The sequence below is a fragment of the Anaeromassilibacillus sp. An200 genome, from assembly GCF_002160025.1.
Lineage (GTDB): Bacteria > Bacillota > Clostridia > Oscillospirales > Acutalibacteraceae > Caccousia > Caccousia stercoris.
The window spans coordinates 1-19,985 of the sequence record NZ_NFJU01000010.1; the positions used below are offsets into that span (position 1 = coordinate 1).

General features: G+C 44.8%; 23 protein-coding genes. 8 read left to right on the forward strand and 15 right to left on the reverse strand.

All coding sequences use genetic code 11. From position 1 onward, the window contains the following. The 9 genes from B5F35_RS06690 to B5F35_RS06730 all read right to left on the reverse strand — a co-directional run. A partial coding sequence (locus tag B5F35_RS06690; RefSeq protein ID WP_140401164.1) for a hypothetical protein occupies window positions 1-475 on the reverse strand: 475 nt, incomplete at its 3' end. 70 nt (window positions 476-545) lie between these two features. Continuing rightward, window positions 546-1,205 carry an HAD family hydrolase gene (locus B5F35_RS06695; protein ID WP_087239299.1) on the reverse strand — a complete coding sequence of 220 codons (660 nt, stop codon included), beginning with the start codon at window positions 1,203-1,205 and terminating at the stop codon, window positions 546-548. After that, complete coding sequence (locus B5F35_RS06700; protein WP_087239301.1) at window positions 1,195-2,796, reverse strand: aldolase catalytic domain-containing protein; 1,602 nt, start codon at window positions 2,794-2,796, stop codon at window positions 1,195-1,197. The genes B5F35_RS06695 and B5F35_RS06700 overlap by 11 nt, the downstream gene beginning before the upstream one ends. Next, window positions 2,780-5,431 (reverse strand): capsular polysaccharide export protein, LipB/KpsS family, encoded by a 2,652-nt coding sequence (locus B5F35_RS06705; protein ID WP_140401165.1) that lies wholly within the window; start codon window positions 5,429-5,431, stop codon window positions 2,780-2,782. The genes B5F35_RS06700 and B5F35_RS06705 overlap by 17 nt, the downstream gene beginning before the upstream one ends. Beyond that, a complete protein-coding gene (locus tag B5F35_RS06710) occupies window positions 5,410-6,150 on the reverse strand; it encodes an acylneuraminate cytidylyltransferase family protein (RefSeq protein ID WP_087239306.1) in 741 nt (246 codons plus the stop codon). The genes B5F35_RS06705 and B5F35_RS06710 overlap by 22 nt, the downstream gene beginning before the upstream one ends. 39 nt (window positions 6,151-6,189) lie before the next feature. Continuing rightward, complete coding sequence (locus tag B5F35_RS06715; protein ID WP_140401166.1) at window positions 6,190-7,467, reverse strand: hypothetical protein; 1,278 nt, start codon at window positions 7,465-7,467, stop codon at window positions 6,190-6,192. Then, window positions 7,464-8,267 carry a glycosyltransferase gene (locus tag B5F35_RS06720; protein WP_087239310.1) on the reverse strand — a complete coding sequence of 268 codons (804 nt, stop codon included), beginning with the start codon at window positions 8,265-8,267 and terminating at the stop codon, window positions 7,464-7,466. Before B5F35_RS06720 ends, B5F35_RS06715 begins: the two co-directional genes overlap by 4 nt. Next, the gene (locus B5F35_RS06725) at window positions 8,224-8,442 is read right to left on the reverse strand and encodes a hypothetical protein (RefSeq protein ID WP_087239312.1); all 219 of its coding nucleotides are present in this window, start codon (window positions 8,440-8,442) and stop codon (window positions 8,224-8,226) included. Before B5F35_RS06725 ends, B5F35_RS06720 begins: the two co-directional genes overlap by 44 nt. Beyond that, window positions 8,439-8,936, reverse strand: coding sequence for a site-specific integrase (locus B5F35_RS06730; protein ID WP_140401167.1), 498 nt, complete (start codon window positions 8,934-8,936; stop codon window positions 8,439-8,441). Before B5F35_RS06730 ends, B5F35_RS06725 begins: the two co-directional genes overlap by 4 nt. A gap of 1,099 nt (window positions 8,937-10,035) precedes the next feature. On the opposite strand from B5F35_RS06730, the gene B5F35_RS19170 reads away from it, so the two are divergent. Further along, window positions 10,036-10,785 carry a hypothetical protein gene (locus B5F35_RS19170; protein ID WP_242969424.1) on the forward strand — a complete coding sequence of 250 codons (750 nt, stop codon included), beginning with the start codon at window positions 10,036-10,038 and terminating at the stop codon, window positions 10,783-10,785. A gap of 667 nt (window positions 10,786-11,452) precedes the next feature. Here B5F35_RS19170 and casA read toward each other — a convergent pair. The 4 genes from casA to B5F35_RS06755 all read right to left on the reverse strand — a co-directional run bounded on the left by casA (window position 11,453) and on the right by B5F35_RS06755 (window position 15,288). Next, window positions 11,453-12,760 carry a type I-E CRISPR-associated protein Cse1/CasA gene (gene casA / locus B5F35_RS18685; RefSeq protein ID WP_162611355.1) on the reverse strand — a complete coding sequence of 436 codons (1,308 nt, stop codon included), beginning with the start codon at window positions 12,758-12,760 and terminating at the stop codon, window positions 11,453-11,455. Between the two features lie 68 nt (window positions 12,761-12,828). Beyond that, window positions 12,829-13,494 carry an ABC transporter ATP-binding protein gene (locus B5F35_RS06745; RefSeq protein ID WP_087239316.1) on the reverse strand — a complete coding sequence of 222 codons (666 nt, stop codon included), beginning with the start codon at window positions 13,492-13,494 and terminating at the stop codon, window positions 12,829-12,831. 76 nt (window positions 13,495-13,570) lie between these two features. Next, a complete protein-coding gene (locus tag B5F35_RS06750) occupies window positions 13,571-14,602 on the reverse strand; it encodes a sensor histidine kinase (protein WP_087239318.1) in 1,032 nt (343 codons plus the stop codon). Beyond that, window positions 14,599-15,288, reverse strand: coding sequence for a response regulator transcription factor (locus B5F35_RS06755; RefSeq protein WP_087239320.1), 690 nt, complete (start codon window positions 15,286-15,288; stop codon window positions 14,599-14,601). The genes B5F35_RS06750 and B5F35_RS06755 overlap by 4 nt, the downstream gene beginning before the upstream one ends. Before the next feature lie 186 nt (window positions 15,289-15,474). Between B5F35_RS06755 and B5F35_RS06760 the strand changes: the two genes are divergently transcribed. The 5 genes from B5F35_RS06760 to B5F35_RS06780 are packed head-to-tail and all read left to right on the forward strand — an operon-like array spanning window position 15,475 to window position 17,730. Continuing rightward, window positions 15,475-15,693 (forward strand): aspartate dehydrogenase, encoded by a 219-nt coding sequence (locus B5F35_RS06760; protein ID WP_087239322.1) that lies wholly within the window; start codon window positions 15,475-15,477, stop codon window positions 15,691-15,693. A gap of 29 nt (window positions 15,694-15,722) precedes the next feature. Beyond that, window positions 15,723-16,295 (forward strand): SGNH/GDSL hydrolase family protein, encoded by a 573-nt coding sequence (locus tag B5F35_RS06765; RefSeq protein ID WP_087239324.1) that lies wholly within the window; start codon window positions 15,723-15,725, stop codon window positions 16,293-16,295. Beyond that, entirely contained in the window at window positions 16,292-16,702 is a 411-nt protein-coding gene (locus tag B5F35_RS06770) for a peptide deformylase (RefSeq protein ID WP_087239326.1), read from the forward strand. Before B5F35_RS06765 ends, B5F35_RS06770 begins: the two co-directional genes overlap by 4 nt. Then, complete coding sequence (locus tag B5F35_RS06775; RefSeq protein WP_087239328.1) at window positions 16,699-17,013, forward strand: TIGR04076 family protein; 315 nt, start codon at window positions 16,699-16,701, stop codon at window positions 17,011-17,013. Before B5F35_RS06770 ends, B5F35_RS06775 begins: the two co-directional genes overlap by 4 nt. 12 nt (window positions 17,014-17,025) lie before the next feature. Next, window positions 17,026-17,730, forward strand: coding sequence for an SDR family oxidoreductase (locus B5F35_RS06780; protein ID WP_087239329.1), 705 nt, complete (start codon window positions 17,026-17,028; stop codon window positions 17,728-17,730). 72 nt (window positions 17,731-17,802) lie between these two features. Here B5F35_RS06780 and B5F35_RS06785 read toward each other — a convergent pair whose 3' ends face one another. After that, on the reverse strand, window positions 17,803-18,156 hold the full coding sequence (locus B5F35_RS06785; protein WP_087239331.1) for a DUF2200 domain-containing protein: 354 nt from the start codon (window positions 18,154-18,156) through the stop codon (window positions 17,803-17,805). Window positions 18,157-18,235: 79 nt separating this feature from the next. Beyond that, on the reverse strand, window positions 18,236-18,544 hold the full coding sequence (locus tag B5F35_RS06790) for a hypothetical protein (RefSeq protein WP_140401168.1): 309 nt from the start codon (window positions 18,542-18,544) through the stop codon (window positions 18,236-18,238). A 43-nt stretch (window positions 18,545-18,587) separates the two neighbouring features. Between B5F35_RS06790 and B5F35_RS06795 the strand changes: the two genes are divergently transcribed. Both B5F35_RS06795 and B5F35_RS06800 read left to right on the forward strand, forming a co-directional pair. After that, on the forward strand, window positions 18,588-19,022 hold the full coding sequence (locus B5F35_RS06795) for a MarR family winged helix-turn-helix transcriptional regulator (protein ID WP_087239335.1): 435 nt from the start codon (window positions 18,588-18,590) through the stop codon (window positions 19,020-19,022). Next, window positions 19,019-19,750, forward strand: a complete 732-nt coding sequence (locus B5F35_RS06800; protein WP_087239337.1) for a class I SAM-dependent methyltransferase — start codon at window positions 19,019-19,021, stop codon at window positions 19,748-19,750. Before B5F35_RS06795 ends, B5F35_RS06800 begins: the two co-directional genes overlap by 4 nt. The last annotated feature ends 235 nt before the right edge of the window (window positions 19,751-19,985 follow it).

A 19,985-nucleotide genomic window follows, 5' to 3' on the forward strand; every position in this document is an offset into this window, starting at 1 on the left:
TCCCTGAAATAGGCTGAGACAGCAGATATTCCAACATTTCCTCCCTCTGTTCTTTTTGCATCACTCTGGAATCTATCAATGCATGGATAATGGATGAAATATTTTCTGACGGAACCGGATATTGAGAAAGCTTTTCCCAAAGATTTTTCCTCGTTTCTTTAGAAATCTGCTCTACCTTGCATGCAGATGCCATCATTTCCTGCTGCTTCCCTGAAATAGGCTGAGACAGAAGATATTTTAACATTTTCTCTCTCTGTTCTTTTCCCATAATTCCATCAACTGAGGTTAATTGAGAAACTATTTGGGAAATGATGGATGAAGATATCTTTTCCTTTAAAAGCTTCTTCCATAGAATTTCACTAGTTTTAGATGATAAAAACGGGATTTGTGAAAAAATGGATGCTGATAATTCACAATTTTTAAAAATCAAAAAAGATAATAATTTTTGTTTCAGATGTGTAATTATTTTTAACACTGTATGCTCAACACTCCTCCCGTCTCCACTCTAAATAAATTAAAACTTCCTACTATTTTGAAAATTTATATTACGACATTAAGAAAGACTTTATCTCTAGAACTGAATTTGCCCATACCACGTTTTTCATCTTCTGAATTTCTTTCTCATCTTGAAATCCAAATCCATATGTTACGCCTATAAAAGAACATCCCTCCTGTACTGCACCTATATAGTCGTGAAGTGTATCCCCAACCATTAGAGTGGTTCGAGGTTCTGCCTGTAATGTAGATAGGCAAGTCCGTATTATATCTGCTTTTGTTTCAGTACTATTTCGGGCTCCCAGAGCAATATTAACTAACGGTAATATTTCTTTTTCCATCATTAAAGTTTGTGCATAATCATTTCGTTTATAAGTTGCTATCCCCATTTTCCATTTTTCTGCTTTCATCCAGCGCAGCAAATCCAAAATCCCTGGATAAGGTATCGCATCCATTAAATATTTTTCTGCATAAATTTCACGAAAAACTGAGGCCGCATGAGCAGCCTCTTCTTTAGACAGACAATAAATTTTTTGGAAAGATTGCTCAATTGGCGGTCCAATCATAAGTTTTTTTTGAGTTAGAGAAAGCTTTTTAAAACCAAGACTTTCAATTGTGGCATCAACAGCTTTCAAAATTCCAAAAGAGGTATCCAATAAAGTACCATCTAAATCAAAAAGCACAGTATTATATTTTTGTCTATTTTTCATAACAAGACTCCGTCAGAAAATCTATTTTCAATTTTGGACGAAATTCCTGCACACTTTTCTGAACCGTTTCATTAATAAGCTTAAGCTTGTCATAGTCTGTGGAAAAATCCATATATTCATCATAATAATTTTCTATTGTCTGTTCAGAAAAGCCATCAAATCCCGCAAGTGTAACATTATCAATTTCTAAAAGAAGAAGTGCTTTTAACATCATAATAAAAGCATTATCTTCAATGATGCAATTATCATCTCGTAATGAACTATAATTAAAAATATAATCAAAAGGCCTCTTTACACTCGAAATATTGGAAGTTGCAATTATTTTAGTGTTGTCTCTTAACTCTTTAAAAAATTGAAACAACATATTATATCTTTTGGAGTTTCCTATAAATACATAATCTAAACGGTAATCTAGAGGAATACAGTTTACAGAAATAACAATCGGATTTTTCTCTTCAATATAAGCATGGATTTGATCTCTTTTGGTATCAAGAGATTTCCCTGGGCCCAACAGTAAAAGACTTTTCCCTGTCAGCTCCATTTTTAATTGGCGTATTGTGTCACTTTCAAACTCTACTTTTCTCTGATACTGCTGATATAAGGATTCTATATATGACTGATCGTAATCCAGCTTTTTTTGCGATGAAATCTCACGTGCAATGTCATTGATTGCTTTGATAGAAAGTGTGTGTTTTGATAAGAGGTAATTAATATAATTTGGATGACAATCATTGGATGCTGATAGAAAAAATAGCAGAGAATACCCCCAATAATGTTCCCTATAAATCCGCATAATATTGACATCTATAATTTCCAGAATTTGATCAATATCATAATGAGCATTGTAATTTTCATTTAAATATTGCGCTAACAATTCCAGCGGTGCATTTCCTGCGCTTTTTCCCATTCCATACACAGTTCCATCAACCAATAAAGTACGAGCAGTAGAACGTTGGATCATTTCCACTTCATTGGAATAGCCCAGCTGAAAATTGTTATGGGAGTGATAGCCAATTGTAATACCCGGCAACAAATTTCGATCTAAAATGTGAAAATAATGAAGCATTTCTTCTTTATGCATCAAACCATAAGTATCCACCATAGAAATTGCATAAGGCCTTACCTCATTAATCTGATCAATTAAATCCAAAAGATCTCTATCGCTGTAGGATGTAATGGATACCATCTGTAAGGAAACCTGATACCCCTTTTCCATAAGCTTACGTCCAAACTCCACTGCCTGGTACATTTTTGGCTTTTTAAATATAACCCGAATGCCATCAATAAAAGATTCTTCACAAAGTCCAATATTTTCTAAGGAACATGTACCATAATCAATCATTGCCATAACAGTGGAATTTCCCTTATCGCATCCAGAAAAAATTTCATCATAGCACTTGGTCGTCGGTTGAATGGTACGATTTTTATCAAATGGATGGCGATCATCCAAAAAGCCAATTTCTATTAGATCAATCCCTGCACTTACCAGTCGTTCAAACATACATATAATTGTGCTGTAACCAAAATTCCAATCGTTTACATAACCACCATCTCGCAATGTGCAATCCAATAATTTAATTTTTTTGTCCATTTTTCCCTTCCTCTGACTCGATTAAAGTCTTTAACGTCTCTAAAAATTCAATTTGACTTTTTCCAAAACGCAATTCACGTGGAGCCATATCATCATAAAGATAGTATTTCAACATTTGAGCCACATGAAGTTCAAATGCCTCTTGTCGGGAGCTTGAAAATCCTTCTTGCAACGCCTTTTGAATTGTTTCTTTTAAATTTGACTTTTCAGCCTCGAATACAATTCCTTTTCCATGAAGTTGATTTCTTCCCAACATTACTACCGGCTTTTTTCGCAGCACCGCCTCATAACTGCATTGGGAAGCAATGGTAACAACAACATCCGAAATTTCTATGAGTTTGAAAATACTGAGCTCACTTATTACGATAACGTTGGATGGGATTTCTCCAACCTGTGATGATCGAACCATTTCCGGATGTGGTTTATAAACTATGTTCCATCCTAATTCCAGACCAATTTCTGATAAATCATGTAAAAGACTAATGCTGCTTCGATAATAGGGAGAATGAAAATTTTGCGTTATTGATGTGTAAGGATATAAACCTGACTCATAATCGCTTTGGCCAAAATAGAGAATAATAGGCTTATGTGGAACAATTAAGTTTTTTAAAGATTTTTCCTCTTTAAAATTAGAAATTTGTGGATTACGATTACATTGATGATCAACTAAATATGAACAGACTTTTTTTGCATATTCTCTTTCCTTTTCAGTTACCTTAAGGCGTAAAAACTTTTGCGCATTTCTGCAAACACTACTTTCTCCCATTTGTCCTATCTGATCAAAAGTTAGTGTTCCAGCCAATGAACCAAACTCCATCCATAAAATAGGAACGGATGATTCTTGGCAAAAATATTTCCAAATTTCATGAGATGGAATAAAGGCATTCCAAACAAGAACCAGTGAAGGTTTCAAAAGTGAAAGGCAGCTTTTTGTATATTTCAGAAAATATGAATATAAATATTCTGCATACCCTTTTCCCATTTTAGGAAAATGTTGCTCCAGATTCATGACAATTTGATTTTTTAATTTTGTTAAAAAATCAGATCCATAATCGACATTCTTTAAGGGAATAGAAAGATTTTTGTCAAAACATCCTTCAAATGGACACTTAGGAACTACTAAAAAAGGTATGTGAATTTTTTGTGCAATTTCTTTGCGTGAAATCTGAGGTGTTTCAGACAAAAACACCCAATTCCAAAATGGCATTTGTGCAGAAATTTCATTCAGATAACGGCAAGTTCCTTTATCAAATGAGGGCATATGACCTACTATCAAAATAGTGTGCTCTTTTGCTGGCAATTCTGTTGTAATATGTTCCAGTTCAACAAAGGATTTCTGAAGTTCATCTTTTAGCTTAATCCGTCTTTTTTGGGAAAGTAGTCCTTTATCGTTCTCTATAACCCACCTTCCAAATCGGTAAAATTTTCTCAAAAAAAAATATAAAAGAGGAATTTTATGAAGTTGTTCTTTTAAATTTAAGAATATTTCTTTTTTTTCAATATTTCTGTGAAAAACTTTTCTTTTTGGAAATTGTATCTGCAAATTACCACTATACTGCTTTTTCCATTTTGAAAATGCAGTCGATCTTGAAGCGGGAAATCCAATAATGCTTTGAAGGAGAATAGAGAAAAGGCGCCCATTCCCCCATGATACTGCTCCATCTTTGCTAAAAAGTTCTTGAAAAGATTTTTGATAAAAACCGCTCGCTTTTTCAAATTCTGGAAAAGAGGACAATAAAAATATTAGATCTCCCATTGCTTGACGCTCTATTTCATTTTGCTTAATGCCTCCATTGCCACCCAATAAAAAATATAAAGAAAAAGCTGTATTCAACAGCAAAGTTTCTGTGTTATTTTGATTGGAAGAAAAAAATAAGCGCACAGCATTTCCCAAAAGAAACGTATCATCAGAATCCCAATCAAATACAGACTCCATTTTTTTCCAAACAGCGGTTTTTTGAAATCGATAAACTGGAGAAGGATACCAAACTGCTTGAATTCCTGCCCTCCTCGCATTTAAAACATCGCTGATCCGATTGTCACCTATATGAATAACTTCTTTAGGCATAATGCCTTGATATGAAAGATCTTTTAACATAATATTAAAAAGAGAGCCTGTTGATTTTGTGCATCCAAAATTACTAGAAACATATAAAGATGAAACTTCTCTTATTCCATTTTGTTGAAGCGCAGATGTTATAATATTTTGTGGCAAATACATATCGGAGCAAAAAATAATCTTTTTATGCTCCGATAATGCCATTTCATACAAAGATTTAATTTCAGGATTTATACACAGGTGGTCCAGTTCCGTTTTTATTTCTTCTTCATAAATTTGATCGATTTTTGTAGAAGTAAACCCTAAAATTTTTTGAATTTTTTTGTAAATTTCCGTTAAAGTAATCTCTTCAGAAGCAGCAGACTCATTTCTTACCATCCATTCGGCTTTCTGCCTAATATCTGGGAAACTGTTGTCTAAACCGCAACGTTTTTGTACTAGGCGAAACATATCTACCGCTCTAAGACATGGACGCAAAAGTATTGTATCAAATACATCAAAGCTAACTGCTTTGCATGAAGAAAATTTCTTTTCAAACTCAGACCTATATGAATTTAAGTAATTGGATTGTCGCATAAATAATCCTCTAAATTCAAATACTCTTTTTCTTTAATTTGTATGGACTTTCTGGCCAACAATGCAGCTTCCGCAATTTTCCAGTCATCTTCTGTATCCAAATCTGCAGACTCATCCTTTGGAATAGAGAACCTGCCTACATTTCCACCAAAAATAGGACATTCACCATTTTCTTGCATCTTAATAAATGTTTCTCTTCTCCATGCTGTTAATGCCCAAACCACAAATTCTACAGGCTCCAACAATTGTGATGGTATTTTATCTTCTCCTGTAAAATTAATTCGTTTCCCCTGATAAAATGCTTCTGCCTGAATAGATTCTACTGATAAAACAGTATCAAATGTATTTTCCTGCAAAAATTGAATAAAGCGATTTAATGTCTTTGGCCTCAACGCAGGTGAAGTAGGGTTAATCATAACAACATAATCGCACTCATGATTTTTCAAAAATTCATATACAAAGTCTCGATTCGTAGCTGTATCGCTAGACAATTCTAAAGGACGTTTATGAAACTTTGCTCCCATTTTTTCGCAAGCATGCCCCAACGGAACGCTTTCTGTATTAACCCAAACACTTTCAAATGTATTGCTGCCAAGTGCTAAATCAATGGGGTATTGTATTAAAGGCTTTCCCATCATATATCGTATATTTTTTCTGGGAATACGTTTCGAGCCCATTCGTGCGGGAATCATTGCCACCAATTTATAATTTTTTTCCATAATTCATCCTCTCCCCTCGCAATTAAATCTATAATTATATCAAGAATTTTTACTCATTATTTGACACCGCATCCATTCCCACCAATAAACATTTTTCCGATACCACCATTTTTTCCACTCTGGTAAAAATGCAATAGCCCCATATGGCCAATAAGGTATTGGGCGGTTCTTTTTAGAGATTTTAAAAAATGACAAAATTCTTCTGGAAATGAGACAGTTCTGAAGTAATTCTTTATCAGGACTAGCCAAAGATGAAATAGAAGACTCTGTAATATCGGCACTGAACCGTAAGTCTCCATAATATTTCGCCTCTTGTTTAGTTGGATACATCATATATCTTTTTATTAATTTTTGCGTCTCACTTTTCTGTTCGTTTTCTTGAAAAAATTGGAATATAGTTGTTTCCAAGCGGTTTCGTGTATATTGCAAAAGCTTTTTCTCTCTATAAAAAAAAGAGCTATAATTTTGGGCCGGTTCCAATACTGGCATAAATTTATTATCCCTATAGGAATATTTTGTTGTCATACCATGCGGTGCGCTAAGTAGACATTCAAATAAATTATTACAAAACTCCGCTTTACCACGAATGTTTGTATTGGTGTCAAAATACCATGCATTATATTTTCCATTTTGCGGATCAGACGGAGATTTATATAAGCCAAAATAAAACCCTTCAATTTCCCCCTGAAACCCCATTGAATGTAAAAGTTGAGATAAAAAAAACTGCATGGACCCTAACCATCCACTATCCACAATAGCAATTTTTGGGGAATCCAATGGAATTTCCTGACGTAAATATTCACTTGTTGTCTGATACGCTTCCTTTGACTTCTTCATAACCAATTCTTTATATGCAGAGCTATTTTTCAAGCGTTTCGATAATTCTTGAAACTCTTTTTTCCCTAGAACCCGGTCTTTTTCTTTCCAAGAAAATTCACAATCAGAACAAACAATTTTACTTTCTTCATCAGTTAAATTAATTTGTTTCATTATTTTTTTAAATGTTATATAACATCCAGATTCTAAGAGGAAGTAGTAAGATTTTTCCCCTATCAAATGATAAGAAGGTAATCTTAACGAAACCCTTGAGCAATAAAGATATCGACATTCTATTGGCAACGCAAATCGATTACAAAATTCTTGAGCAATTTCTTTCAAAAGATAGCCATCTCTTGATAGAAAATACAATGTTTTAATTCCTCTTTCTTGAGTTTTCATTAAAACCCACCATACATAGGAAAAAAGTACTGGGCCTTCAAATTTATTTATTAAAGTCTGTGGCAAATTTTCAGATCTTATGTTCTCTGACAATTTCATAGTTTTTTTACCCTTTTTAAAATGCTTTCCGGCATCAATCCCACTGCAATTGGTTTCACCACATATGGCAAGGCGCCGGGCAAAATACCAAGTTCGTAAAAGCGATTCCAACGTGTTACCACTTCATTCCATCGATGCCGCATCTTCCGATTTCCTTTCACCATAGTGGGAATCGTGTAATCAAATAGATATTCCTGCAAATTTGCACCAAAAAAACCTTTGGCATATAATCGAAGCAAAAGATCGTAATCTTCGCAAAGAATTACTGATTTATCCTCGCTGTATCCATTTACAGCTTCTATCACCGTTTTCCGAAAAATAAGTGTCGGATGAATATATGGCTGTGTCAGATAAAAATCATGAACTTGTGGATATTCTGGAAAATATCGAGCACCAATGGTTTGACCTGCACGAGTCAGGCGAACATTACAGCCTACAAAAGAAATTTGTGGATGCTTGGCAAGGTAGTCTATCTGTTTGGCAAACCGATCCGGATGGGAAAAATCATCCCCATCCATGCGGGCCAATAGGGTTCCTCTAGCCTCAGCCAGACAACAATTCAACTTTACCGGCAACAAAATCGCATTTCCAGGACGAACCAATCGAATACGAAAATCATGCCGGGCTGTTTCTTCCAAATAAGATTGAATCTGTGGGGAGGAACCATCATCACAAATAAGGAACTCAAAATCAGAAAAAGTCTGATTTAAAATTGACCGTACACTACGCTGTACTGCAGTAATGTCTGCCGACTTATCATAAATCCCCATGAGAACGGAAACTTCCGGTTGATTCTGCATAACTCCCCCTCCGCAGCCGCATTTTGAAGCGATAATGCTGCAGCGCGTGTTCTCCGCTTTCCTTCCAGTCGGCGCTCTTCTGTTCTTTTTCAAGCTGATGCTCCATAGCCTGCTCGACAAGCAAATCGAAGTTGGCTTCAATGCCTGCTTGAGTGGTTTGGTACAGCTTTTTCAAGCAGCGCGGGTTACTTTTTCCTCTGGCACACCCGAAGCTATGCAGATCCGATGGATACGCTGTGTGATATTTGAACACTCCATGGTTTTGCCGTCTCGGGAGAGGAAGATCGGTCCCTGGTAAACGTTATTGTGGGCAGCGTAGTTCAGCAGTTCTTGCTGCAGGCAATGAGACAGTCGCAAGATCTGCTTGTTGTTGCTGGGCTGTGTCTCGATCCGTCCGGCTTTCACGGCTTCCATCGTTACTTTGAAAACCTCCAAAATGGTGATACCCGTAGAGACAAACAGCTTAATAAGAACATATTCGCACTCTCTGCCCAGAGCACGAGCAGTGTGCAGTAGGCGCAGATACTCCAATCGGTTGATTTCAGGCAAATTTTCACTCTTTGGGCGAAGCTGGTTATCCAGCTGGTACTCTTTAAGACCCAAATAACGGAACAGGCTGTTCGCCGCCGAAATGCACAGGTTCGCCGTCTGAGGGGCATAGCCGTCCACCAATATCTTCTCTCGGTAGTTCTCCAGCGTGTCCCGATAAACACATTTGTCCTTCGGCAGGGCAGCGTAAAACTGCTTGAGATCTCACTCATAGCGATTCACGGTTCCTTGAATATACTTTTTCTCTCTCAGATGTGCGACAAAATTTTCGATCTGTTCCAACGTCAGTACCCGTTCGGGCTGCCATGAATCGGCCACTGAGCTTCATGTGGTCTGCTTATCCACGACAGTCCCTCCTTCACCTACTCACAATACAAAATGAATATTTCGCATGAAAAATAGAAGAAATTCATATTCTAATCCCTTTTTAACCCTTTTATTCTAGCACAAAGAGAAAGGGATAGCAAGGCGTTTCTCCTGATTTTACATGGAAAGGCAAGCCAATTTGCTGTTCACTGTTATAGGAGCGTACCGCTTCCCGGCCCCCCTTTCCATACGACGACCTGATCTTTGGTCAATTCCCGCTTTCCCAGCCAAATCAGGAACTGCTCTGCATCCTGCACATACTTTTTGATGGTTGCTTCTCCACTTTCTTCACAGATAAAATATTGCCAAATCTTCTTAACATACTCATCAACTGCATGTTGAAAACTCCTTTGCTTTTCTTTATATTATAGCAGAATGCAGAAAGTTTATTGCTGTGCTGCCCTGTCAAGCAGACAGAAATTTATGATACCAGTTATGCTTCTGCTCCTAAACACATCTCCATAGAGGGATTTTTGTAGCAATCTGTATACGCTATGGTTATAAAAGTACATGTACTTGTCCACCAATTCAACTTCAGCTTGAATGATCTGAGGTTGGGGGCATAAATACACTCATTTTTCAGTAACTGAAAAAGTCTTCTACACAGGTATTTGTCATATTCAATTGATTGATGTGGTCTGCATCCGTCTTAGGTTCCACTATCTTCTCCCTTCCACGTTTGCGAATAATGAGTCCAGCAACTCTTTCTCATACCGACTTAGCTATTCCTTGACCGCTCGATACTGGATCCCTGTTTTTTCACCAATCCAGCAATGCTCACATCTTTTTCATAGTGTCGGTTGACCACACGGAGTTTAAATTCTTCCAAGTAGTATTTGGTGGTAGTGATTCCTTGCTTGCGGTTTTCTCGATACTGCTTGAGCAAATAGCACAGGTAAGATTTACTGATGCCGTATACCTCGCAGATTTCCTTTCGTGTTCTATGATGCTTTGTGTGTTCCTTGATAATCGCTATCTTTTATTTCCCAAAATAAGCTACACCATTTTCATGTTCAATATTTTCTTGGCTATATTCTACAGAAAAATGTCCTGTTTTTCACTGTCTATCTACATATATAGAGAGGATATCAACAGTCGCAAAAAAGCTCATAGTAAACGCATCACAATTTTGCAGGCTATACTCCGCCGCAGTAAAATAAATCACATCAAACTTCGTGACACACAGGAAGCAAAAACGCCTATTCTTTATCTCAACACCTTCTCCAATGAGGGGCAAAAGGTCTTTGAGGCGGCACGGGCTATCGGCTACCCGCCGTTTACGCTGGCAGCAATCAGCGATCTGGACTGGAATCACATATGGCGCTCTGGAACAGTCCAACTGTTTTCAAAAACGCTGAGCCCTTCATCGGAGACGCGGACGAGTATCTGCAACTATTGGTGGAGAAGATTGTTTCAGCAGCAGAAAAAGAAACTCCCTGCAACTTTACGTTGGCGTGGAGTCGCATGGTATTCGCTGGCAGGGCTGTTTGCCTTGTATGCCGTGTACCGGACCGATTGGTTCTTCCGTGTGGGCAGCATGTCCGGCTCCCTATGGTTTCTCGAGATGAAGGAGTATGTTTTTTCTCATGAACCGAAACGTTGACCTGATTGCATATACTTTTCTCTGGGAGACAAGGAAAGCAAGACCAGAAATCAGGTTCTGCAGCATGTTCGAGAAAACACGGAAGAGATTCAGACTTTTTACCAGGGCTGGGGGATCGATACCGTGTTTGAGGTGAACCCAGGCGGTTATCATGAGCGTGCAGAGGTGCGAACAGTTGCTGGCATTCGTTGGCTCCTGAACAAGTGAGGGAAGACTGTCTTTTTGGGGGGAAGCTTATCTTTGTTTACTACAGCTCAAAATTTGAAACATATGAGATTCTCTCATTTCTCTCCGTTGACCCACGCTCTGACCCATACCGGAAAATTTGCGTGTGACAGCACTCGTGAAAGAAGCCCGACCTGATGATTCAACCGCTGCAAAAAGCCTAAAAACTACCGTTTTACCTTGGTTTTCACTCTTGAATCCGCTTCGTAATCAGCAGGTCGTGTGTTCGAGTCACATTGCCAGCTCCAGAAATCTCCGTAAACCGCTTGGTTTGCGGGGATTTTTTTGTGTGCTCACAGTACTTGTTCCATAAAGCTTCCCCATCTTCTCTACTGCCCTCTCCTGCATCTGACGGGTAGCGTGCGTATTTTGAGGCGGGAGTAAAGAGCACAAAAGTTAGGAGTCTTTCTGCGAAACAGATAGCGGTTACTAAATATTGTATCTAAACAAAAATCAGGCTCTTCAAACTATTTTGCCATTTGAAGAGTCTGATTTGGATGCCAAGCTTTCTTTGTTTACTGTGCAAGCAACACTGCCATAAAAAAGTATTTTGATTTAAACCCTTAACACTACTTTTGCAAGACATAAGCATCAGCGTTTCAAAGAGATTGCTGCCAACCGCCTGAATCAGCCCCAGCTTTCCCAACCATCCGGCCCCCACCGACGGTGCCCCTTTGGTTTTAGGCTTGGAGGAAGTATCATCGTATCCATTTACATAGAGGAGCCAACGCGCTGCCTGGGCATACCCCATCCCGTTCTTTTCTTCGCCGGAGCAGGGGGGAAACAGCCGAATTTTATTACCGCTCTCGGAAAGCTCTCCGTTGAGCTTCGCCGCCGTGTACTCCGTCCCGATCTTTGCCTGCGGTACCTGCCAGAACGGGCGTTCCGGATGAAAGAGCCAAAAGCGCTCTCTCCATGTCTCCAGATACCGGCGCAGGGGTTCTTCCGGAAAACGCCCCAGGCGCCAAAGCGCTCCCCATCGAGCGACAGCATCCTCCTCCGACTGAAACGGCGCGGGAATCCCCTGCTCATCCACGCACGAAAAAACTGTATGCAAGACAGCAAGCAGCAGACGAAGCACCGCCGCATCCTGCGCGGGCAGCTCACCCGCCAGATCCGTTGCCTCGTGCGCATGCAGAAGAGCGTCTGTCAGCGAAACCTCGCGCACCGCGCAATCAGGGGATCTCACACGGAGCCACGGTTCCTCCAAGAGATTAAATTCCTTTTCTCTCATTGCCTTCCTCCCTCGTACCGTTAAGCCATTCTCACGGCTGTACCGCAAGGTTGTGTCCGCCAAAGAGGCGGTCAGGTTCTCGTCGAGCAGCAGCACCAGTTCTCCTCTGAGCAGCGGAGCCTCCTGCCATCGCGGCAGGAAGCGGCTGTTGACCTCCTCCAGTTCACGAATTATACCGTCGATACGCCATCTGCGGCTGAATGCGGCGGGAAGGCGAAGTTTCTGCCGCGCAATTCTCCTCGCCTCCTCCCGCGAAGGCGGCGCGTCCGCCGCCACTGCCGCTCCTCTCTCCTGCCAAGGCAGGAACCGGACAGTTCCATCCACTCCACGCATCATCACCAGCACATCGATCGAGGGATCCCCATCGCGGACGGCTGCCTGCGCGATGGTATCTGAAACAGCCGCCGTTTCATGCATCCAATCATCCAGCGTATCCGGCCCGAAAAGAGAACGTCCGGGACGTGGAGGCAGGATAACAAATGCATTTGCCCTTGCTTCTTTTTCCTTTTGCTTCAACTCAAACTCCTGCTTTGCCCGCAGGCTTTCCACGCTCTCCGGAAGGCAATCTTCATGTTCTCACCCCCTCACCCGGCAATCCTGCCGTCCTCAATCCGTACAATACGGTCGGCAAGCTGGGCAATCTCGTTGTTATGCGTGATCATCACCAGGGTCTGGTGAAACTCCCGGCTGGTGCGCCGGAGCAGCCCCATCACTTCGGCGCTCGTCCGGCTGTCCAGGCTTCCGGTCGGTTCGTCGGCCAGCACAATCGCCGGCTTTGACACCAGAGCGCGCGCGATCGCCACGCGCTGCTGCTGGCCGCCGGAAAGGGCTCCCGGCATGCTTTGAAGCTTTTCTTCAAGGCCCAGCATTTCCACCACCTCCTCCAGAAAACGCCGGTCCACCGTATCGCCGTCCAGCTCCACGGGTAGAACGATGTTTTCATACACACTGAGGATCGGAACAAGGTTATAATTTTGAAACACAAAGCCGATGTTGCGGCGGCGGAAGATGGTAAGCTGTTCGTCGCTCATCTTTGCCAGCTCCCTGTCCCGGACAACAACGCTGCCGGAGGTGGGGGTATCCAAACCGCCCATCATATGCAGCAGCGTGGACTTGCCGGAGCCGGATGTCCCTACCACGGCCACAAATTCCCCTTCCTCCGCGGAGAAGTTTACGCCGTCCAGGGCACGGACGAGATTCGGTTCCGTTCCATAATATTTTTTCAAATCGGTTGTTTGCAGGATACGCATGGGAATACCGCCTTCCTTTGTTGTATACAGCAAGGGTACCGGTCAAATGTTGCGGAAATGTCCTAACGCTCGTTTTTTATTTACGAGGCAGAAAAATCGAAAACGTGGAACCCTTTCCGATCTCGGAAGCCACCATCATATAGCCGCCCTGCATGGTGACAATCTTGCGGGCGAGATACAGCCCAATCCCGATCCCGTCCGTCTCATGCACGGCTTCCTCCCGGTAAAAGCGTTTGAAGATCGCCGCGTGCTCGCATTCCGGAATCCCCCGGCCGGTGTCCGCCACATCTATTTTCAGATACATCTCCCCACTCTGCACCGTCACACGGATGCTGCCGCCGGGCGGCGTGTATTTTACCGCATTATCCAGCAGATTGAACAGGGCTTCCGAGGTCCAGCGGCTGTCGTGGGATACCGTCAGCTCCTCCGGACAGTCCACGCTCAGGGAAAGGTTTTTCTTCTCCATGGGAGCCAAAATCCCATTGATGGCAGCCGCCAGCGTATCCTCTATGGCAGCATCCTTTTTTTCGAGAACAATCACACCGGTTTCCAGCCGGGAGGTTTTCACCAGCGCCTGAATGAGAAAATCCAGCTTGTCCAGCTGGCTCCCCGCCGCCCGCAGAAATTCTTCCCGCTGCTCCCCGGAAAGCGGACGGGTCAGCATGGTTTCGTGGATCAGCTTCAAATTGGCAACGGGTGTTCTCGTCTGGTGGGAAATATCCGATAACAGGGACTGGAGCTCCGCCTTTTCCTTTGCCACGCTGTTCCGATCCTGCTGCATGACACGATACAGCCGTTCCAGCCGGTGGCTGATCCGCGCCAGGAGCGTCTCCGCTTCATAGTCCATCCCCGGCCGGGCGGCACTGTCCATCATATCATCCAGCGTCCGGCACAGGCTGTCGGCAAACCGGGTCAGCTTCTTCTGAAAGCAGTACAGGAAAACCCCGCCCCACACCAGCAGCACGGCCGTCAGAGCTCCCCCATACAAAACCAGCCACCCATTCCCCGTCACCCAAAACAAGACAAGCAGCAGGATTGCCGACGTTGCCAGCGCACCGCAGATGATAATTCCCAACAGCTTTTTCACAGGCAGGCGTTCCATTTTCATCCCGGCTCACCGCCGATCCACTGATACCCCATCCCATAGGCTGTTTTGATGTATTTGCGTTCCTCCGTTTCAATTTTCCTGCGGATACGGCTGATGGTGCTGACCAGCGTATGCTCATCCACAAAATCCCCCTCCACGTCCCAAAGCTTTTCCAAAATCTGCCTCTTGGTCAGGATGATGCGCGGATTTTTCACAAACAGGGACAGGGTGCGGTATTCCTTCGGCGTAAAGTCCAGCGGTTCGCCGTCAATGGACGCGCTCCGCTCGGAAAAATCAATTTTCAGAAAGCCGTCGTCATATACATCGTGCCGGGGTGCGCGCATCTCCAGGTTGGCAAAAACCGCGGCCGCCTTCCTGCACAGCACCGCCACCGAAAAGGGCTTCGTCACATAATCCGCGCCGCCCGCCTCATAGCCTTTGAGCATATCGCTTTCCCTGTCGTCTGCGGTGATGAAAATAATGTAGGTATGCTGGCCGCGTCCCCGGATTTCTTCACACAGATCCAATCCGCTCCCGTCGGGCAGATGGATGTCCAGGAACGCGATGTCAAATTCATGCTCCTTCAAAGCCCGAACAGCCTCCCTGTAATTGCAGGCTGACGTGACATCATACCCATCGGAGATCAGGTTATAGCCAAGGGTACGGTTCAGCAGAGCGTCATCCTCTGCAATCAGTATCTTTCTCATGTGCTTATTTCCTCTCTTGTTGCATACGGATTCGGTCAGGCGGTACCGTTTTTATGTTAAACGGAAAAGGTTGCGCAAATGTCTCAAATTCTTTTGGCCAGGCGATTGACAGCACGATGAAGCAAACGGTATGATAAAAAGACGAAAGGTTTTCTTCTGAAACCAGCAGAACAGAGGGCTGATACGATGTTTTTCAGAAAAAAGCAGAAACCTCTTCCCTATGACAGGGACGTGTGCAGGCCGGTGATCCGCTCCAGCATCTGCACAGGGGAAAAGGTGGCGGGATTCCAAAACCTGCACAGCGGAAAATTCAGCGAAGTCATGCTGATCCGCACCCCCGGGGATCTGGAGGAATTCCGGCGTCTTTACGGCATCGGAGAGGAAGAAATCTCCACGGAATATTAAAAGACGTACCTACAGAAAGGAGCTTTACCATGCGTATTCTCATGCTGGGCAACAGCTTTATTTTCACCAACGATATGCCGCGGATGCTGGCGGAACTGACCGGCGCGGAAGTAGTCCACCACACGCGGGGCGGAGCACGGCTGTCGGAACAGCTGAATCCCGAGACTCAACTAGGCGCACAGACGCAGGCCGCCCTGCGGGAGGAGCACTGGGATTATGTGGTGCTTCAGGAGATGAGCCACGGACCCATCACCTCCCCCAAAAGCTTCTTTTCCAGCGTGGAACAGCTCTGCGGACAGATCCGGGAAAACGGCGCCATACCGATCCTTTACGCCACCTGGGCTTATCAAAAAGGCGGAGCCGAGCTGACAGCCAAGGGCTGGGACTATGAGGAGATGGCCCGCGGGCTGTTTGAAGCATACCACAAAGCCGCCGAAGAAAACCACACTCTCATCGCCGATGTGGGACAGCGGTTTTACGAATTGTCCAAGACCCAGAATCTTTATGGTGAGGACGGCTATCATCCCAACGAAGCAGGCTCCCACATCGCGGCTCAGGAGATTGCAGACATCATCCGGAAGCACGAGGAGAGCCTGTCATGATCCGGGATATCTGCAAGGACGAAGCGTTTCTGGCACAGAAGGCGGAGCCTGCCGCGCCGGAGGATCTCCCGATCGCCGCCGATCTGCTGGAAACGCTGGAGCACCACAAGGAAGGATGCGTGGGCATGGCCGCCAATATGATCGGCGTAAACAAACGCATCATCGCCTTTGACAACGAGGGGGAATATATGGTGATGCTCAATCCGGAGATCGTCAAACGCGCCGGTCCTTACAGCACGGAGGAAGGGTGTCTCTCCCTCAGCGGCACACGCCCTGTCAAGCGGTGGAAATCCATCAAGGTCCGCTGGCAGAATGAAAATTTCCAGGAACGCCTGAAAACCTTCACCGGCTGGACGGCTCAGATCATCCAGCATGAGATCGATCACTGCGAGGGCATCCTTATATGAAAAAATGTAAAATCACCGTCATGCGCATCACCCGGTATGAGGATCTGATGCGCCAATATGAAAATCCCATCTCCCACGCCTGCGGCATGGAGGAGGGACAGGTTTTCATTGCCAACGGATGGGAAAAGCCGGAGGGCTTCTGCCAGAGTGCCTGGGACACCCTGTCCCCCTTTGTGCTGGCTCTGAGCCATGGCGGCGAAAACTTCTATGATGGTTGGATGAAAAACCCAAAATCCGCCATGCTTTCCTGCAACGATGGCTTCCGCCCGGTCAGCTTTCTGGTGGAAGCCCTGGACGAGGACGCGGAGTGAGGAGGGAACAGGATGTTTGAAAACAAAATTGCCGTTGTGACCGGCGGAGCCAAAGGAATCGGAAAGGCTATCGCGGAGGAATTCCGCAAGGCCGGCGCCCAGGTATGCGTCATCGATCGGCTTCCCAATGCGTATTTCGTCGGCGACCTGGCAGATCCGGGCGTTTTGGAGGATTTCACCCGCAAGGTGATCGATGATTACGGCCACGTGGATTATCTGATCCACAACGCTCTGCCGCTGATGAAGGGCCTTGATACCTGCACCTACGAGGAATTCAACTACGCTCTGCGCGTGGGAGTCACCGCGCCCTTTTACCTGACCAAGCTGTTCGCGCCTTATTTTGCTCCCGGTGCGGCTATCGTAAACATCTCCTCCTCCCGGGATCGGATGAGCCAGCCCCAAACCGAGAGCTACACGGCTGCCAAGGGTGGAATCTCCGCCCTGACCCACGCCCTCGCGGTCAGCCTGGCGGGCAGAGTGCGGGTAAATTCCATCTCTCCCGGCTGGATTGACACGGCCTACACTGTGTATGAAGGGCCGGACGCGGTTCAGCAGCCTGCCGGACGGGTGGGAAACCCGCTGGACATTGCCAACATGGTGCTGTATCTGTGCTCGGACAAGGCAGGATTTATCACAGGGGAAAACATCTGCATTGACGGCGGCATGACCCGTCAGATGATCTACCACAACGATTTCGGCTGGACGCTTCAGGAATAAAAAGCCGAGCGGAGGAAAACATGGAACAGCCGCCCGAAGCTTCTGCATTGTTGGAAGCTTCGGGCGGCTGTTTTATGCCTTCCGCAGAATCTGTTCCATGGATTTGCCCTTGGCCAGCTCATCCACCAGCTTATCCAGGTACCGGATATCCCGCATCAGCGGATCCTCGATCGTTTCCACCCGGACGCCGCACACCGTGCCTGTAATCCGAGCGCGGTCCGGATTCATGGCGGGAGCGTGCAGGAAAAAATCACCATAACGGACTTCGGACTGCTCCAGGCGGGCGATCTCCTCCGGCGTGTAGCCGGTAAGCCAGGAGGTGACCTGATCCACCTCCTCCCGGGTACGTCCCTTGCGTTCCGCCTTGTTCACCAGCAAGGGATAAAGCTTTGCGAAAAGCATCTGTGTAACATCGGTGCGCGGCATAACAGTCTCCTTTCCCTGGCTTCAACGCCCGGCAGACCCCCGCCGCCGGGCAGGACTCTCACTGTTTACTGGTTCTATCTTAGCATGGACAGCCCTGTCTGGCAATCAAAAGAAATGCCTCCCTGATTCCCTGACCGGCAGACACAAGCTCACAGCGGTAAGGCGTACCGCCGTGAAATTCCGCTTTGCCCCCATGGGCGGCGGCAATCTGGGCCACCAGCCGCAGGCCCGTGCCGTGAGCAGCCCCACCGTCCGCTTCCAGCGGCCCGGAGGAATCTGCCCGCCCTGCTGGGGGTGTTCTGCGCCTGGCAGTGGCGGCTGTGCGGGATGGGGGAAGCGTGAGAATGTGTTTTCCCAAAAGGTCTTGACACAGCAAGCATTCCGGCATATAATTAACATCGTTAACTATATGCCGAAGGAGCGTGACCTGTGTGGAATGGACCGACATGATGCATTACCAGCAGCAAATTCAAAAAATCATGCGCGCCCTGCTGCCCATGCGCAAATCCATCCTGACAGCCAGCGAATGTGAGCTTCTTGCCCGCCTGTATCTGAATCCCGAGTGCAACACTCCTGTTTTGCTCAGTCAAGGAACCGGCATGAAAAAAGAAGCGGTGAGCCGCTGCCTGAAATCTTTGGATGAAAAAAAATGCATCCGCAAACAGCGCCAGGTCAAAGATGAACGGAGCTATCAGCTGTTTATCACGGAAACAGGTCTTGCGGAATTAAAAAATGGATATGAGAGCATTTTGCAGCCTTTTTACGATCTGTGGCGCAGCTCCAAGGAAGATTTTGAAGCGTTTTTGCACTATGCGGATAAACTCGCCGCACATCGGAGATATTTACACAGGAGGACCTCGGCATGAAAGAAAACAAATACGATAATGAAATCTTTTTTCAAAAATACAGCCAAATGCTGCGTTCCCAAAAGGGCCTGAAAGGCGCGGGAGAATGGTTTGAGCTGCAAAAGCTTCTTCCTGATTTTCAGGGAAAAAACGTCCTTGATTTGGGATGCGGCTATGGCTGGCACTGCAAATACGCGGCCGACAGCAAGGCCTCTTTTGTACTTGGCACGGACATTTCCCAAAAAATGATTGAGACCGCGAAAAGAATCAACTCCGCCGCGCAGATTGACTATCGGTGTATCGCCATGGAGGATCTGGATTTCCCTGCGGCCACATTCGATGTGGTTCTAAGTTCTCTGGCTTTTCATTATATTAAAGATTTTGACCCGCTGGTTTCGAGCATTTCCAAATGGATCAAACAGGGCGGCAGCTTTGTTTTCTCCGTGGAGCACCCTGTTTTCACTTCCTACGGAACACAGGACTGGTATTACGATGAAAACGGGAAAATCCTTCACTTTCCGGTGGACAATTATTACTATGAGGGAAGCAGGGAAGCGATCTTCCTGGGAGAAAAAGTTATCAAGTATCATCGGACATTAACAACATACCTGAATACGCTGCTCCGGCATGGATTTGAACTTCAGCGTATTGTGGAACCGCAGCCGCCAAAAGAAATGATGGATCTTGACGGCATGAAGGACGAAATGCGCCGTCCTATGATGCTGCTTGTCTCCGCCGTAAAAAAATAACGGTTTCTTTTCCCACAACGGCAGTGCTCAGAGCACTGCCGTTGTTTTTATTCGGTTCAATTTGTCTTATCCGCAAAAGGTTTCTAAAAAATTTCTAAAGCTTTTTCTTCCCTTCTCTCAAGACACTTTACAAAAGCGCTCTATCCGATTTATAATAGAAATACGCTGACAAACGCTTCCGGTATCCGGAAGCCGCTTATCTCCCGGTTTTTTTGATAAACCACGGGAGTATTTT

What these genes read in the sequence shown, in the direction of transcription:
- B5F35_RS06775 (WP_087239328.1), top strand. Translation starts at nt 16,699, where the DNA reads ATGAAAAAATGTAAAATCACCGTCATGCGCATCACCCGGTATGAGGAT.
- B5F35_RS06765 (WP_087239324.1), top strand. Translation starts at nt 15,723, where the DNA reads ATGCGTATTCTCATGCTGGGCAACAGCTTTATTTTCACCAACGATATG.
- B5F35_RS06705 (WP_140401165.1), bottom strand. Translation starts at nt 5,431, where the DNA reads ATGCGACAATCCAATTACTTAAATTCATATAGGTCTGAGTTTGAAAAG.
- B5F35_RS06770 (WP_087239326.1), top strand. Translation starts at nt 16,292, where the DNA reads ATGATCCGGGATATCTGCAAGGACGAAGCGTTTCTGGCACAGAAGGCG.
- B5F35_RS06700 (WP_087239301.1), bottom strand. Translation starts at nt 2,796, where the DNA reads ATGGACAAAAAAATTAAATTATTGGATTGCACATTGCGAGATGGTGGT.
- B5F35_RS06760 (WP_087239322.1), top strand. Translation starts at nt 15,475, where the DNA reads ATGTTTTTCAGAAAAAAGCAGAAACCTCTTCCCTATGACAGGGACGTG.
- B5F35_RS06785 (WP_087239331.1), bottom strand. Translation starts at nt 18,156, where the DNA reads ATGCCGCGCACCGATGTTACACAGATGCTTTTCGCAAAGCTTTATCCC.
- B5F35_RS06710 (WP_087239306.1), bottom strand. Translation starts at nt 6,150, where the DNA reads ATGGAAAAAAATTATAAATTGGTGGCAATGATTCCCGCACGAATGGGC.
- B5F35_RS06720 (WP_087239310.1), bottom strand. Translation starts at nt 8,267, where the DNA reads ATGCAGAATCAACCGGAAGTTTCCGTTCTCATGGGGATTTATGATAAG.
- B5F35_RS06755 (WP_087239320.1), bottom strand. Translation starts at nt 15,288, where the DNA reads ATGAGAAAGATACTGATTGCAGAGGATGACGCTCTGCTGAACCGTACC.
- B5F35_RS06715 (WP_140401166.1), bottom strand. Translation starts at nt 7,467, where the DNA reads ATGAAATTGTCAGAGAACATAAGATCTGAAAATTTGCCACAGACTTTA.
- B5F35_RS06780 (WP_087239329.1), top strand. Translation starts at nt 17,026, where the DNA reads ATGTTTGAAAACAAAATTGCCGTTGTGACCGGCGGAGCCAAAGGAATC.
- B5F35_RS06695 (WP_087239299.1), bottom strand. Translation starts at nt 1,205, where the DNA reads ATGAAAAATAGACAAAAATATAATACTGTGCTTTTTGATTTAGATGGT.
- B5F35_RS06750 (WP_087239318.1), bottom strand. Translation starts at nt 14,602, where the DNA reads ATGAAAATGGAACGCCTGCCTGTGAAAAAGCTGTTGGGAATTATCATC.
- B5F35_RS06790 (WP_140401168.1), bottom strand. Translation starts at nt 18,544, where the DNA reads ATGCCGGAATGCTTGCTGTGTCAAGACCTTTTGGGAAAACACATTCTC.
- B5F35_RS06745 (WP_087239316.1), bottom strand. Translation starts at nt 13,494, where the DNA reads ATGCGTATCCTGCAAACAACCGATTTGAAAAAATATTATGGAACGGAA.
- B5F35_RS06800 (WP_087239337.1), top strand. Translation starts at nt 19,019, where the DNA reads ATGAAAGAAAACAAATACGATAATGAAATCTTTTTTCAAAAATACAGC.